13 protein-coding genes and 1 pseudogene are annotated in these 14,924 nt (G+C 62.5%); 4 read left to right on the plus strand and 10 right to left on the minus strand.

Annotated features, from left to right (window positions below; translation table 11 throughout):
• The 4 genes from AC54AG_RS04235 to AC54AG_RS04250 all read left to right on the plus strand — a co-directional run bounded on the left by AC54AG_RS04235 (position 1) and on the right by AC54AG_RS04250 (position 3,714).
• The gene (locus AC54AG_RS04235) at positions 1-384 is read left to right on the plus strand and encodes a type II secretion system protein (protein WP_331777151.1); all 384 of its coding nucleotides are present in this window, start codon (positions 1-3) and stop codon (positions 382-384) included.
• Positions 371-907, plus strand: coding sequence for a type II secretion system protein (locus AC54AG_RS04240; protein WP_235194153.1), 537 nt, complete (start codon positions 371-373; stop codon positions 905-907). The genes AC54AG_RS04235 and AC54AG_RS04240 overlap by 14 nt, the downstream gene beginning before the upstream one ends.
• A 45-nt stretch (positions 908-952) precedes the next feature.
• Positions 953-2,176 carry a M24 family metallopeptidase gene (locus AC54AG_RS04245; RefSeq protein WP_496629569.1) on the plus strand — a complete coding sequence of 408 codons (1,224 nt, stop codon included), beginning with the start codon at positions 953-955 and terminating at the stop codon, positions 2,174-2,176.
• A 302-nt stretch (positions 2,177-2,478) separates the two neighbouring features.
• Positions 2,479-3,714: a glycosyltransferase gene (locus tag AC54AG_RS04250; RefSeq protein WP_496629570.1), complete on the plus strand. Its 1,236-nt coding sequence runs from the start codon at positions 2,479-2,481 to the stop codon at positions 3,712-3,714.
• A gap of 16 nt (positions 3,715-3,730) precedes the next feature.
• Here AC54AG_RS04250 and AC54AG_RS04255 read toward each other — a convergent pair.
• The 10 genes and pseudogenes from AC54AG_RS04255 to paaK form a co-directional block, all read right to left on the minus strand.
• Positions 3,731-4,675 (minus strand): annotated as a pseudogene (locus AC54AG_RS04255) (acyltransferase family protein); the annotation flags it as partial.
• Positions 4,676-4,791: 116 nt separating this feature from the next.
• The gene (paaZ, locus tag AC54AG_RS04260) at positions 4,792-6,843 is read right to left on the minus strand and encodes a phenylacetic acid degradation bifunctional protein PaaZ (RefSeq protein WP_219327972.1); all 2,052 of its coding nucleotides are present in this window, start codon (positions 6,841-6,843) and stop codon (positions 4,792-4,794) included.
• A gap of 101 nt (positions 6,844-6,944) precedes the next feature.
• Entirely contained in the window at positions 6,945-7,559 is a 615-nt protein-coding gene (gene paaY, locus AC54AG_RS04265) for a phenylacetic acid degradation protein PaaY (RefSeq protein WP_496629571.1), read from the minus strand.
• A 77-nt stretch (positions 7,560-7,636) separates the two neighbouring features.
• Positions 7,637-8,368 carry an ABC transporter ATP-binding protein gene (locus AC54AG_RS04270; protein WP_080698401.1) on the minus strand — a complete coding sequence of 244 codons (732 nt, stop codon included), beginning with the start codon at positions 8,366-8,368 and terminating at the stop codon, positions 7,637-7,639.
• Complete coding sequence (locus tag AC54AG_RS04275; RefSeq protein WP_496629572.1) at positions 8,368-9,123, minus strand: ABC transporter ATP-binding protein; 756 nt, start codon at positions 9,121-9,123, stop codon at positions 8,368-8,370. The genes AC54AG_RS04270 and AC54AG_RS04275 overlap by 1 nt, the downstream gene beginning before the upstream one ends.
• 1 nt (position 9,124) lies before the next feature.
• Positions 9,125-10,108 (minus strand): branched-chain amino acid ABC transporter permease, encoded by a 984-nt coding sequence (locus AC54AG_RS04280; RefSeq protein WP_034746374.1) that lies wholly within the window; start codon positions 10,106-10,108, stop codon positions 9,125-9,127.
• Positions 10,105-10,983 (minus strand): branched-chain amino acid ABC transporter permease, encoded by an 879-nt coding sequence (locus tag AC54AG_RS04285; RefSeq protein WP_496629573.1) that lies wholly within the window; start codon positions 10,981-10,983, stop codon positions 10,105-10,107. The genes AC54AG_RS04280 and AC54AG_RS04285 overlap by 4 nt, the downstream gene beginning before the upstream one ends.
• Before the next feature lie 85 nt (positions 10,984-11,068).
• A complete protein-coding gene (locus tag AC54AG_RS04290) occupies positions 11,069-12,220 on the minus strand; it encodes an ABC transporter substrate-binding protein (protein ID WP_496629574.1) in 1,152 nt (383 codons plus the stop codon).
• Positions 12,221-12,303: 83 nt separating this feature from the next.
• Positions 12,304-13,509 (minus strand): 3-oxoadipyl-CoA thiolase, encoded by a 1,206-nt coding sequence (gene pcaF / locus AC54AG_RS04295; protein WP_034746370.1) that lies wholly within the window; start codon positions 13,507-13,509, stop codon positions 12,304-12,306.
• A gap of 22 nt (positions 13,510-13,531) precedes the next feature.
• A complete protein-coding gene (gene paaK, locus AC54AG_RS04300) occupies positions 13,532-14,860 on the minus strand; it encodes a phenylacetate--CoA ligase PaaK (protein WP_034746368.1) in 1,329 nt (442 codons plus the stop codon).
• Positions 14,861-14,924: the final 64 nt, after the last annotated feature.

Below are 14,924 nucleotides of genomic sequence, written 5' to 3' on the forward strand. Positions count from 1 at the left end.
ATGCCTGCCTCCTCTCGACGTCGCGGCTTCACCCTGGTCGAACTGCTGGTGGTGCTGGCGATCATCTCGCTGCTGCTGACGATCGCCATCCCCCGCTATTTCGGTTCCGTGGAAAAATCGAAGGAAGTCGCGCTGAAGGAAAACCTGCAAGTACTCAGGAGCGGCCTCGATAAATACTATGCCGACAAGGGCGAGTATCCGGCCGCGCTGGCCGACCTGGTGACCCACCATTATTTCCGCAGCGTGCCGCTCGACCCCGTCACGGAGTCCGCCGCCACCTGGCAGCTGATCCCTTCGCCCAATGGCGAGATCGGCGGCGTGGCCGACGTGCGCAGCGGCGCCAAGGGCAAGACGCGCGAGGGCATCCCCTTTGAGCAGCTCTAGTTTTCAACGCCGCGCACGGGGCTTCGCGTATATCTGGACCCTGATGCTGGTGGCCTTCATGGGCGTAGGCCTGGTACTGGCCAGCGAATTGCATGCCACGGCCGCGCGGCGCGACAAGGAGCGCGAGCTGCTGTTCATCGGCCATGAATTCCGCAATGCGCTGGGCCGCTACTACGACAGCACGCCGGGCGACGGGCGGCCCCGCTATCCATTGACCCTGCAGGAACTGCTGCGCGACCCACGCTTTGCCAACGCCCGGCGGCATCTGCGCCGCCTGTATGCGGATCCCGTCACGGGCAAGGCGGAATGGGGGTTGCTGCGGCAGGAGGGACGCATCGTCGGCATCCATTCGCTGTCGCCGCAGCTGCCCATCAAGCAGGACAATTTTCTCGACGAAGACGCGAGCCTGCGCCGCAAGCAGCGCTACGCGGACTGGCACTTCACGTATCCGCACGACCTGGTGCTGGCACCGCCCGATGCGGCAGGCGGCGCGCCCGGGCTCAAGCCGAAAGGCGCGAACTGATATCATGCCCGCATTCCATATTCAGCATCGAACAAAGGAGCAGGCATGAGCATAGGTGGCACTTCCATCGAACAGGCATTGGCATCGCTGTCGGACATGACGGGCGGCATGGTCGCCATCGGCAAGGACGAACATGCGCAACGCATCGCCAGGGCGCAAGCGTTCATGCGCCAGCAGGGCATCGCCGCGATCTACCTGAACGCGGGCGCCAACCTCACCTATTTCACGGGCACCAAATGGTATGCCAGCGAACGCATGGTGGGCGCCATCCTGCCGGCCAGCGGCGACATCGAATACATCGCCCCCGCCTTCGAGGAAAGCACCTTGCAAGGCTTCATGCTCATCGAAGGCCGTGTCAATTGCTGGGAAGAGCATGAAAGCCCGTACCAGCTGTTCGTCGACGTGCTGGCGCGCATGGGCGTGGCTCAGGATGCGGCTGCGCCGCCGCGCGTGGGCATCTGCGAAAGCGCCGCCTTCTTCATCTACGACGGCATCAAGCCGCTGGCCCCCGGCTATGCGCTGGAAAACGCGCGCGCCGTCACGGCCTACTGCCGCAGCCGCAAGTCGCCAGCGGAAATCGCCCTGATGCAGCGCGTGATGGACATGACCCTGGCCGTGCACGTGGCCACGGCCAGCATGCTGGTCGAAGGCATCACGACGGTGGAAGTGGAAGAATTCATCCAGCGCGCGCACCGCAAGGTAGGCGCGCCCCGCTCGTATTTCTGCATCGTGCTGTTCGGCGAGGCGACGGCCTACCCGCATGGCGTCAACTACGTGCAAACCCTGAAAGCGGGCGACACGGTGCTGATCGACACGGGTTGCCAAGTGATGAACTACATCTCCGACATCACGCGCACCTATGTGTTTGGCGCCATCAGCGAACGCCAGCGCAGCGTGTGGAACAGCGAAAAGGCCGCGCAAGCCGCCGCATTCGCCGCCGCCCGGCTGGGCGTGCCCTGCGGCGACGTGGACCGCGCCGCCCGCGTCTCGCTGGAAGCGGACGGCTACGGTCCCGGCTACAAGCTGCCCGGCCTGCCGCACCGCACGGGCCACGGCATCGGCCTCGATATCCACGAGTGGCCTTACCTGGTGGGCAACGACACGACGCCGCTCGACGTGGGAATGTGCTTCTCGAACGAACCGATGATCTGCATCCCCGGCGAATTCGGCATTCGCCACGAAGACCATTTTTACATGACGGAAAACGGTCCCCGCTGGTTCACGCAGCCCGCGCACAGCATCGACGATCCGTTCGGGCTGCGGGCTTAAGCAGCCTTCGTTAACGCCAGCCGCCGTGCCGCCGGCACGGTGGCAGCCACTGGCGCGCCTCCCCGCGCCAAGTTGCGCACTTCGGATGCCACCGCGGCATATCCGGCATCGAATTCCCCGCCCAGCTACGCGTCATGCTCATGCTGGCCGGGAATGGCTGCAAAGACGGCCAGTTTTTCATGCAGCTTGACGGCCTGCCGCCTCCTGGTGCGGCGATATTACCAATAAATATAAGTTAACTTTCAAATAATTAATTTACATTTTTACCACATTCTGATGTAATGGCCATCCAGGGAGAAAATATGGCCAAGATACGCGTGATTCAATTTCATCCTTATGATCCAACCCACCCCAATGTGGGCGGCATAGGCAGCATTATTCGCGCACTGATTAAATTTGCACCGCACGACTTCGATATCTATTTCGTCGGCGTCAGCGTCGATATTCAGCTCCACCCGGTCGGCCGCTGGCAACAGTTGGAACTGGATGGACGCAGCTTTCATTTCCTCCCGGTGATGGAGACCCCTATCGGCCGGCGCGAAAAGATACCGCGCACGCTGAAATTCGCCTGGGCCTTGTGGCGTCATCGCGCGCAAATTGATTTGCACGGCGCCCTGCTGGAATTTCACCGGATCGAGCCCAGCGCCGTATTCTGGCTGGCGTCCAACCATAAAATTCTGTTCCTGCACGGCCATCACGGGAAAGACTATTACAATCCAAAATCAGAAGTGAAATGGTCACGCTTCCCGGCCATCTATTTTTGGCTCGAACGCCATTTGATCGCACGGATCAAGCAGGTCTATATCGTCAGAGCCGACGCGGTCACGCATTACCAACAACATTATCCGGCCATGCGCGATTGCATTCAATTCATTCCCACCTGGGTCGATGAGACGGTCTTCCATCCGTTGCCGGTGAGCGGACGCCGGCAGTTGAAACAGCAATTCGCCCGCCAGCACCAATTTGACCGGGGCAAAAAAATACTGCTGTTCGTGGGGCGCTTTGTCGGTCAAAAAAATCCGCTGTTATTGTTACAGGCATACCAGGAATTCAAACGCCATCGCGACGACACCATTCTGATCATGATAGGTGTGGGCGAGCTGGAATCGGACATGCGACGCTTTATCCTCGAGCAAGGGCTGGGGGCAGACGTTCGCATACTCGCTCCCCGTTCCCATCAGCAGATTTCAGAATGGATGAATGCCGTTGATTGCCTTTGCCTGTCATCGGCCTTCGAGGGTATGCCAGTGGTTCTCCTGGAAGCCCTCTATTGCGGCGTGCCGGTGGTCAGCACCGATGCTGGCGAGGCAGCCCGCCTGATTCCCAACGACAACATCGGGCGCCTCGTGCGCGAGCACGCACCCCTGCCCTTCATGCTGGCGATCATGCAGATTTTGTCGCAGCCGTCGGATCCTTGGGCCTGTCAGCAGCAGGCAGCTCCGTACACGGCCCAGACGATACTGCATAGGCTACACTCGCGCTACCGCGAGCTGGTTGAAAGCGTCGGCGCAAAGCCGCCGTCAGCGGCCGCTCGATAAGCAGGTACGCCACATACCCCAGACCGATGGCACCCAGCAGTACCAGCAGATAGGTGCAACGGGGGCCGAGCAGCGCCGCCAATTGGCTCTTGATCAGCAGCTTCAGCAGCAAGCCCTGGAGCTGCTCGTGGATCAGGTAAATGGTATACGAGGCATTTCCCAGCGCGACCAGGACGGTTGGCACGCGGATATATTGTGCCGTCTCCAGCTTGGCCGCGCCGGCCAGCAAGAAAGCAAAGCCCAGTATCAGTAGCAGATACGATAATTCGTGGGGCAGTGGCGCGACCAATAATGCGGCTGCCGATATCCCGCTCCCCACCGCCAGCTCGATCCAGCCGCGCCCGCCGCGCCGGTATAGGTAGAAGGCCCCCATGCCGAACAGGAAATACAAATTATAGGCAGCAGTATAAACATTGCCCGCGCTGCGCTGCGCTACAGCCGGATAGTTATAGTAAATAACGCTGAACAGGGCGACCGCTGCAAATCCCGCCATGCCCAGGCGCCGGTTAAGAATCAACAGCGAAAACATCGCATAAAAAGCCACTTCATGAAACAAACTCCAAGCCACCGTCAATGGCGGCACGGCAGCGGTGAATCGTATCAAGGTCAATGATGTTAGCCAATCGGCCCAGCCAGAGGGAATGCGCGCATCGGTGCCCAGGCCGGCAGCCACCAGCAGGCAAAATGGGACGGTATATAGCCAATAAATGGGATACAGCCGAATAAAGCGCCGGAAGATAAAGGGCCGCCACGCCGACGGCTGGCCTATCTCGTGGTAATGGGCAAATAGAATAATAAAGCCGGAAAGGACAAAGAAAAACCGTACCCCGCCGATGTGGCGTGTCCATTCATAAAAAACCGGCTCGCCACCGTAACGCGGCACTCCCATGGCGATCGACAGATGAAAGGCGGCGACACTGATGGCCGCCAGCGCCCTCCCAGCTTGTAGTATTTTTAGCATTCCATAATATTAACATTTAATATTCTTAAATCATCTTTAAATCGCCGTGCGCAAAAAAGCGCCGCCCGCGCGAAGATCGCGGGCGGCGCCATTCACACCAGTGCTGCAGCAGAAGCTTATTCGCGCTTCGACACCAGGGTCAGGATGTCATAGCTGGCCACCAGTTCCTCGTTCTGGTTCGTCACCTGCACGTCCCACGCGACCACGCCCTGACCCACGCCAAAGACGTCCTTGCGGTTGCGGTCGACCTTGCGCTTGCACGTCAGGCGGGCGCGGATGGTGTCGCCAATCGCCACCGGCGCGACGAAGCGCAGGTTGTCCAGGCCATAGTTGGCCAGCACGGGACCGACACCGGGCGAGACGAACAGGCCGGCGGCGGCCGACAGCACGAAATAGCCGTGGGCGATGCGCTTGCCGAACTGCGATTCCTTGGCCGCGATTTCGTCGAAGTGCATGTAGAAGAAGTCGCCCGAGATGCCGCCGAAGGCGACGATGTCCGCTTCGCTGACGGTGCGGCGGTGCGTGAGCAGCGAGTCGCCCGTCTTCAAGTCCTCGAAGTGCTTGCGGAACGGGTGGATCGGGCTTTCGTTGACGTCCGCGCCGCGCACATATTCACCGGTGATGGCCGCCAGCATCGTCGGCGAGCCTTGCACGGCCGCCCGTTGCAGGTAATGGCGCACGGCGCGCACGCCGCCCAGCTCTTCGCCGCCGCCCGCGCGGCCAGGGCCGCCGTGCTTCAGTTGCGGCAAGGGCGAGCCATGGCCCGTCGAATCGACGGAAGCGACGCGCTCGAGCACGTGCACGCGGCCATGCGTGGCCGCCACTTGCGGCACCACGCGCGCGGCGATCTTCGGATCGCGCGTCACCAGGGTGCTCACCAGGCTGCCCTTGCCGCGCGCGGCCAGGGCCAGCGCTTCGTCGATATCGTGGTAACCCATCATGGTGCTGACAGGGCCGAACGCTTCCACGTCGTGCACGGCGTCGTTGCCGAAGGCGTCGCGGCACATCAGCAAGGTCGGCGAGAAGAAGCTGCCGTCCTGCGCGCCATCACCGAGCGGATTGAAACCGTCGGCCGCGCCGAACACCACTTCATTACCCTGCGACAGGGTGGCGACACGTTCGGCCACGTCGTTCTGCTGCTCTTTCGACGCCAGCGCGCCCATGCGCACGCCTTCGATGGACGGATCGCCCACCACCACCTTGGCCAGGCGCTCGCGCAGGCGCGTGCCGACGGCGTCCATCAGGTGCTCGGGCACGATGATGCGGCGAATCGCCGTGCACTTCTGGCCCGACTTGCCCGTCATCTCGCGCACGACTTCCTTGACGAACAGGTCGAATTCCACATCGTCTGGCGTGACGTCCGGTGCCAGGATGGCGCAATTGAGCGAATCGGCTTCGCCGTTGAAGGGCACGGACTGAGCAATCAGGTTGGGATTGGTGCGCAACTTGGCGGCCGTCGCGGCCGAACCCGTGAATGTCACGAAATCCTGGCCGTTCAGGCGGTCCAGCAAGTCGCCCGTGGAGCCGATCACCAGCTGCAAACTGCCGGCCGGCAGCAAGCCCGATTCATGCATCATGCGCACGACGGCCTGCGTCAGATAGCTCGTCGCCGTGGCCGGCTTGGCGATGCAGGGCATGGCCGCCAGGAAGCTGGGCGCGAATTTTTCCAGCAAGCCCCAGATGGGGAAGTTGAAGGCGTTGATATGCACGGCCAGGCCGCCGCGCGGCACCAGGATGTGCGTGCCGGCGAAACCGCCTTTTTTACCAAGCGCGATGGCCGGACCTTCGTGCAGTACGTTCGACGACGGCAGCTCGTTGCTGCCCATGCTGGCGTAGGCGAACAGGGTGCCCGTGCCGCCTTCGATATCGACCCAGCTGTCGGCGCGCGTGGCGCCCGACAGGTGCGAGATCGCGTACAGCTCTTCCTTGCGCTCGACCAGGTACAGGGCCAGCGCCTTCAGGCGCGCGGCGCGCTGCTGGAAGTCCAGCGCCATCAGGCCCGGCACGCCCGTCTTGCGCGCATAGGTGACGGCTTCGTCGAAGTCGATCTTTTCCGCATGCGTGTGATAGATGACGCGGTTGTTCAAGGCGCTGTGCAGGGGCACGGCGGCACTTTCGCCCAGCCAGCGGCCGGCGATCAGGCTTTGCAGGGTGGATATTTGAGCCATGTGGTTTCTCCGTTAGGGGTCAGACCCGTCGGGGGAATGGATGCCAATGGCATCTATTCCGATCCTGAAAGGACTGACCCCAGCATTTAAAGGGTTAAAGGTTACTGCGCCGCTGCGTTCTTGTGCAGGTGCAGCGGCAAGGCGGATTCGAAATTCAGGCGCTGGCGGTTCGCCTCGACTTGCGTCAGGGCTTCCACTTCGCGCATCGTCTGCATGGAGCGCACGGCCAGTTCGTGGTACTGGCCCGTGCCCGAGCTTTTCCATTTGATTTCATCGTCGGTCAGTGCGCGGATGATCTTGGCGGGCGTGCCGACGACCATGCTGCGCGGCGCGACGATCATGCCCGCCTTGACGAAACTCATGGCGGCGACGATGGATTCCTCGCCGATGACGGCGTTGTCCATCACCACGGCGTTCATGCCGACGAGCGCATTGCGACCGATGCGGCAGCCGTGCAGCACGGCGCCGTGGCCGACATGGCCGTCGACTTCGACCACCGTGTCGCAGCCGGGAAAGCCGTGCATGACGCAGGTGTCCTGCAGGTTCGCACCTTCTTCCAGGATCAGGCGGCCGAAGTCGCCGCGGATCGATGCCAGCGGGCCGATATAGCAGCGCGGCCCGATGATCACGTCGCCGATCAGCACCGCCGACGGATGCACGTAGGCGCTGGGGTGGACGACGGGGATGATGCCGTTGATTTCGTAGACTTTGACCATATTGCTCTCCAAAACATTATTGCCAGCCGTAGCGGCTGATGTCGGATTACGCGCAAGCGCTAATCCGACCTACGTCATCACATACCCAAGTAGGCGCTTTGCACCTGCTCGTTATGCAGCAATTCGGGCCCGGGACCGGACAAAGTGATGGCGCCCGTCTCGATCACATAACCCACGTCGGCAATCGACAGGGCCGCATGGGCGTTCTGCTCGACGAGGAAGATGGTGATGCCCTGGTCGCGCAGTTCGGCCACGATGCGGAAGATTTCCGCGATCAGGAGCGGCGCCAGGCCCATGCTCGGTTCGTCGAGCAGCAGCAGTTGCGGACGGCCCATCAGCGCGCGCGCCATGGCCAGCATCTGCTGCTGTCCGCCCGATAAGGTCCCGGCCAGCAGCAAGCGCTTTTCCTTCAGGATCGGGAACAGGCCGTACATGCGCTCCATGTCACCGGCCACGTCTTGCGGCGGACGTGTAAACGCGCCGAGGCGCAGGTTGTCTTCCACCGTCATGGGGCCGAACACTTGGCGCCCTTCCGGCACCTGGCAGATGCCGCTGCGCACGCGCTTGTCGGCGCTCATGCGGCTGACGTCCTGGCCGGCGAAGGTGATGCTGCCGGCGCTGATCGGCTGCACGCCGGAGATCGCCCGCAGCAGGGTCGTCTTGCCGGCGCCGTTCGCGCCCACCAGCGCCACCAGCTGGCCCTGGCGCACCTGCAGGTCGATGCCGTGCAAGGCCTGGATGCGGCCGTAATGGCTGGTCAAGCCGGCGATATCGAGCACCAGCGGTGCCTGGGGTTTTTCCATCTTCATCATGCCGCCACTCCCAGATACGCCGCCACCACGTCGGGGTTCGCGCGCACTTCGGCGGCAGTCCCTTCGGCCAGCTTCTTGCCATAGTCGAGCACCAGGATATGGTCCGACAGATTCATCACCAGTTTCATGTCATGCTCGACCAGCACCACCGTCACGCCCGATTGCGCCACCTTGCGGATCAGGGCTTCGATCTCGCCTGTCTCCGTGTGGTTCAAGCCCGCCGCCGGTTCATCGAGCAGCAGCACCTTCGGCTTGGCCGCCAGCGCGCGGGCGATTTCCAGGCGTTTTAATGCGCCATACGACATCTGCCCCGCTTCGTCATCGATATGCCGGCCCACGCCGACAAATTCCATCAGGCCCGCCGCCTCATCGCGGCAGGCCGCATCGGCGCGGCGCACGGATGGCAAACGCAGCATGGAAGCGAACAGGTTCTGGTTCAGGCGCAGGTGCGCGCCCACCATCACGTTGTCGATGGCCGTCATGTTCATGCACACTTGCAGGTTCTGGAAGGTGCGGCTCATGCCGCGCCGCGCCAGCGCATCGGGCGACATGGCGGCCACGTTCTCGCCATTGAGCAAAATCTCGCCCTTTGTTGGCGTGTAGACACCGGTGATCAGGTTGAACAGAGTCGTCTTGCCTGCGCCGTTCGGCCCGATCACGGAGTGGATATTGCCTTTCTTGACCGTAAAACTGACGTCCTGCACCGCGTGCACGCCGCCGAAGCTCTTGCTCAGCTTGTTAATTGTCAGCATCTCAGACCTCCTGTGCAGATTTAGGCGGTGCTTTCGGCGTGGCTGCCCGCTTGCGCGAACGGCTGGCCAGGCTCGGCACCAGGCCTTTCGGCATGAAGATCATGGTGGCCATCAGGATCACGCCAAACACCACCGTTTCCCAGCCCTCGAAACTGGACAGCAGCTGCGGCAGAATCGTCAGCAGTGCCGCACCGATGATGGAACCGAAGATCGACGCCATGCCGCCCACCACCACCATCGTCACCAGCTCGATCGAGTGGAAGAAGCCGGCCAGGTTGGGCGTGATGAAACCGATGTAATGGGCGCTGATACTGCCCGCGATGCTGGCAATGACGGCCGACAGCACGAACACGCGCACCTTGAAGCGCGTCGTATCGACGCCGACCACGCGGGCTGCCACTTCCGAACCATGGATCGCCTGCAGCGCGCGGCCGACGGGCGAGTCGATCAGGTTCAGGGCCAGCCAGGTGACCAGCAACAGCAGCACGGCGCACACCAGGTACCACGATTTTTCACCGGCGATTTCCAGGCCGGCGACACTGAAGGCGGACACGCCGATGCCGTCCGGGCCACCCGTCCACTGCGTCTCGTTGTTGATGACGATGGAAATGATGATGCCCAGGCCCAGGGTCGCCATGGCCAGCGTATGGCCCTTGAGCTTCAAGACGGGGCGGGCCAGCAGCAGTGCCAGCAGACCAGTCGCGACGGCACCGGCGGCCAGGGCGGCCAGCGGCGGCCAGCCATAGTGCGTGGTCAGCACGGCCGACGCATACGCGCCCAGGCCATAGAAACCCGCGTGACCGAGGCTGATCTGGCCCGTGTAGCCCATCAGCAGATTGAGGCCGATGACGACGATGGCGTTCAGCGCAATGCGGATCGCCACGTCATAGTAGAACGCGTTGGTGAGGAACAGAGGCAGGATGGCCAGGATCAGCGCCAGCACCAGCAGGCCGCAATGGCGCGAGCGGGTAAATAAATTCTTCATACACGCTCCGAATTTTTAGCGCCAAACAAGCCTTGCGGCAGGAAGAACAGGATCAGCAGGATCAGCACGAAAGGCACCGCATCTTTGTAGGCCGACGAGATGTAGCCAGCCGTCATGGCTTCGGCGATGCCGAGGATCAGGCCACCGGCAATCGCGCCCGCGCCGCCACCGAGGCCACCGAGAACAGCGGCGACAAAGCCTTTCAGGCCCAGCATGATGCCCGCGTCGTAGGACGTGTAAGTGATCGGTGCGACGAGGATGCCGCCGGCAGCACCCAGCAGGGCCGACAAGCCGAACGAGAACAGCAGTACCTTGCGCGTGTTGATGCCCACCAGTTGCGCGGCCAGCTTGTTGTGCGAGGTGGCCAGCATGGCCTTGCCCATCAAGGTGCGGCCGAAGAACCAGCCCAGCACCAGCACGATGACGACCGTCACGCCCAGCACCCACAGGCTTTGTGGCAGCAGGCTGGCGCCCAAAAATTCGATCGGCGCGTCGCCGGAAAACGCTGGCAGCGAGTGCGTATCCTTGCCCAGCCAGATTTGCACGAGGCCGCGCAACACGAGCGAGGCGCCGATGGTGATGATCAGCAGCGTGATGACCTGCGCATTTTGCGCCGGCTCGATCACGGTTTTTTCCATCAGCAGGCCAACGATACCGGTGGCGATGACGGCCACGATGATGGCCAGCGGCAGCGGCACGCCGGCGGCCGACATCACGGCGGCCAGCATCCCGCCCAGCATGATGAATTCGCCCTGGGCGAAGTTGATCACGCCGCTGGTGTTGTAGATGATGGTAAAGCCCAGCGCCGCCAGCGCATAGGCGGAACCGACCGTCATCCCGGAATACAGAAATTGTAGAAATTGTGCGACTTCCATGGTGTCTCCAATATGTTCGGCGATGCGCGGGCCGCCTTCGAGGGCGGCCTCGCGCAGGTACTTCTGGCTTACCTTGTTTCGAACATCACTTCGACAATTGCCATTCGCCGTTCTTCACTTCGACCATGCGGAACGCCGACAGGTCCAGGCCCATGTGGTCTTTGGCCGACATGTTGAAGACACCGGTGGTGCCCACAAAACCCTTGGTCGATTCCAGCGCCGCGCGCACTTTTTCGCGGTCCGTGCCGCCGGCACGCTTGATGGCGTCGACCGACAGGTTCAGGGCGTCGAGCGCATAGCCGCCAAAGGTCGATGGATCGATCTTGTAGCGGTCTTTATACGTCTTGTCGTAGCCAACGACGACGGCCTTCTGGGCATCGCTGTCCGGCAGCATGGCACCGATCAACAGGGCCGGTGTTGGCAGGCGCACGCCTTCTGCTGACTTGCCCGACAGTTTCAGGTATTCGTCGGACGCCACGCCATGCGACTGGTACAGCGGCAGCGCGGCCATGCCCAGCTGGCCATAGTTCTTCGTCACGACGGCCGGCCCCTGGCCCAGGCCGAAAACGAAGACGGCTTGCACACCCTTGGTATTCTTGATGCGCGTGAGCTGCGCCGTGATGTCCGTGTCTTTCGGGCCGTAGGTTTCATCGGCCACCAGGGTGATGCCGTATTTGGAGGCGACGATTTGCGATTCCTTGCGGCCCGAGGCGCCAAAGCCGCTCGTTTCCGACAGCAGGCCCACCTTGCTGATGCCGCGCTTCTTCATGTCCTCGAACACCTTCTCGGCCGCCATGCGGTCCGTGTGCGGCGTCTTGAACACCCATTTCTTGACCGGGTCGATGATCACCACGGCGCCCGCCAGCGAGATGAACGGCATGCTGGCGCGCTCCACCAGCGGCGCCATCGCCATCGTCGCACCCGTGGTCGTGCCGCCGATCAGCACATCGACCTTGTCGGACTCGATCAACCGCTTGGTAAAGCCGTTGGCCTTGGCAGCATCGCTGCCGTCGTCGTAATGCACGAGTTCCAGCTTGCGTCCCAGGACGCCGCCGGCTGCGTTGATCTTCTCGATGTACAGCTGCAGGGTTTTCAGTTCAGGGTCGCCCAGGAAGGCGGCCGGTCCCGTGACGGACAGCACGGAACCGATCTTGATGTTATCGGCCGCGTACGCGCCCGTGGCGGACATGGCCAGCACGCCGGCGATCAGGGTTTTCTTGAAGATATTGGCAATCATTATGGTCTCCACCAGGTTGGCACTACGGTCAATTTTGGTTGGCGCTTTTTTTACAAGCCAGCGCCTTTTTTGTTTTTACTTTGTTATACGCGTTCAATCACGACGGCAATCCCCTGCCCCACGCCGATGCACATGGTGCACAGCGCATAACGCCCACCTGTGCGTTCCAGCTGGTTCAGCGCCGCCATCACCAGACGAGCGCCCGATGCGCCCAACGGGTGGCCGATGGCGATCGCGCCGCCATTCGGATTCACGTGGGCCGCATCGTCAGCCAGACCCAGGTCGCGCGTGACGGCCAGGGCCTGCGCCGCAAACGCTTCATTGAGTTCGATGACGTCCATCTGCTCTATGGTCAATCCCGTCTGCGCCAGCACCTTGCGCGACGCGGGCGAAGGGCCAAAGCCCATGATGCGCGGCGCCAGGCCGGCCGTGGCCATGCCCAGCACTTTTGCACGCGGCGTCAGCTTGTATTTGTCGACGGCGGCGGCGGACGCCAGCAGGATGGCGCAAGCGCCGTCGTTCAAGCCCGAGGCATTGCCGGCCGTGACCGTGCCATCCGGCTTGACCACGCCCTTGAGCTTTGCCAGCATCTCCAGCGAGGTATCGGGACGCGGATGTTCGTCACTGGTGACCATCTTAGGATCGCCCTTTTTCTGCGGCACGGCGACGGGCACGATTTCGCGCTCGAACACGCCGGCAGCATGGGCGGCGGCCCAGCGCTGCTGGCTGCGCAAGGCCAGACCATCCTGGTCGGCGCGGCTGATGCCAAATTCCACGGCCACGTTTTCCGCCGTTTCCGGCATGGTGTCGATACCGTACTGCGCCTTCATCTTGCCGTTCACAAAACGCCAGCCCAGGGTCGTGTCTTCGATTTTCGCCGCGCGCGAAAACGCGCTGTCGGCCTTGCCCATCACGAACGGCGCGCGCGTCATGCTTTCCACGCCGCCGGCGATGATCAGCTCAGCTTCGCCCGCCTTGATCGAGCGCGCCGCCAGGCCCACGGCATCCAGGCTGGAGCCGCACAGGCGATTGATGGTATTGGCCGGCACGTCGACCGGCAAGCCGGCCAGCAGCGCGGCCATGCGGCCCACGTTGCGGTTGTCTTCGCCCGCCTGGTTGGCGCAGCCGTAGAACACGTCGTCGATGGCGGACCAGTCGACGGACGGGTTGCGGGCGATCAGCGCCGCGATCGGCAGCGCGCCCAGGTCGTCCGCGCGTACGCTGGACAGCGCGCCGCCGTAGCGGCCAAACGGGGTACGTACGGCGTCACAGATAAAGGCTTCGTTCATGTCTGCTTCCTTGTTCGGGCTATCAGGAGAAAATCTTCGGGCGCTGGTCGACCACGCGGCGGGCCTTGCCCGTCAAGGTGCGCTCGATGCCGGCGGCGGCCACCAGGCGCACGCGGGTGCTCACGCCCACGTGGGTCTTGATGCGGTGTTCCAGTTCGCGCGCCAGCGCGTCCGTTTCGCTGGCCGAGATAGTGGCGGTCAGGTCGATACGCAGCTCGGCGATCACTTCCAGTTTGTCGAGGTGGCCGTCGCGCGTTACCACCAGCTGGTATTGCGGCGCCAGGCGCGGCATCTTGAGGATCAGCTCTTCGATCTGCGTGGGGAAGACGTTCACGCCGCGGATGATCAGCATGTCGTCGGAACGGCCCGTGATCTTGCCGATGCGGCGCATCGAGCGCGACGTCGGCGGCAGCAAACGGGTCAGGTCGCGCGTGCGGTAGCGGATGATGGGCAGCGCCTCTTTCGACAGCGAGGTAAACACCAGCTCGCCCTCTTCGCCGTCCGGCAGCACTTCGCCCGTTTCCGGGTCGATGATCTCCGGGTAAAAATGGTCTTCCCAGATGACGGGACCGTCCTTGCTTTCGATGCACTCGGATGCCACGCCAGGACCCATCACTTCGGACAGGCCGTAGATATCGACGGCGTCGATGCCGGCGCGCGCTTCGATCTCCGAACGCATGGCGTCCGTCCACGGCTCGGCGCCGAAGATGCCCACCTTCAGCGACGATTCCGCCGGGTCCAGGCCCTGACGCGTGAATTCCTCGATGATGTTGAGCATGTACGATGGCGTGACCATGATGATCGAAGGCTTGAAATCCTGGATCAGCTGCACCTGCTTTTCCGTCTGCCCGCCCGACATCGGGATGACCGTGCAGCCCAAACGCTCGGCGCCATAGTGCGCACCCAGGCCGCCCGTGAACAGGCCGTAGCCGTACGAGATATGGACCATGTCACCGGCGCGCCCGCCGCCTGCACGGATCGAGCGCGCCACCACGTTGGCCCAGGTGTCGATGTCGTTCTGCGTGTAGCCGACCACCGTGGCCTTGCCCGTGGTGCCGCTCGACGCGTGGATACGCACCACTTGCTCACGCGGCACGGCGAACAGGCCGAACGGGTAATTGTCGCGCAAGACCTTCTTATCGGTGAACGGGAATTTGGCCAGGTCCGCCAGGGATTTGAGGTCGTCCGGATGCACGCCCGCTTCGTCAAAAGCGGCGCGGTAATGGGGCACGTTGTCATACGCGTGCTTGAGCGTCCATTTCATGCGTTCGAGCTGCAGCGCCTGCAGTTCATCCTTGCTGGCGCGCTCGATCGGCTCGAGGTCATTCGGGGAAGGCGTACGTTGGACCATCATTGTCTCCTGAATCGTTTCTATCACTGTGTAATTTGTACCGGCAGTTCAAACCTGCTCTTGT

It is taken from the genome of Janthinobacterium sp. BCJ23 (genome assembly GCF_059617945.1).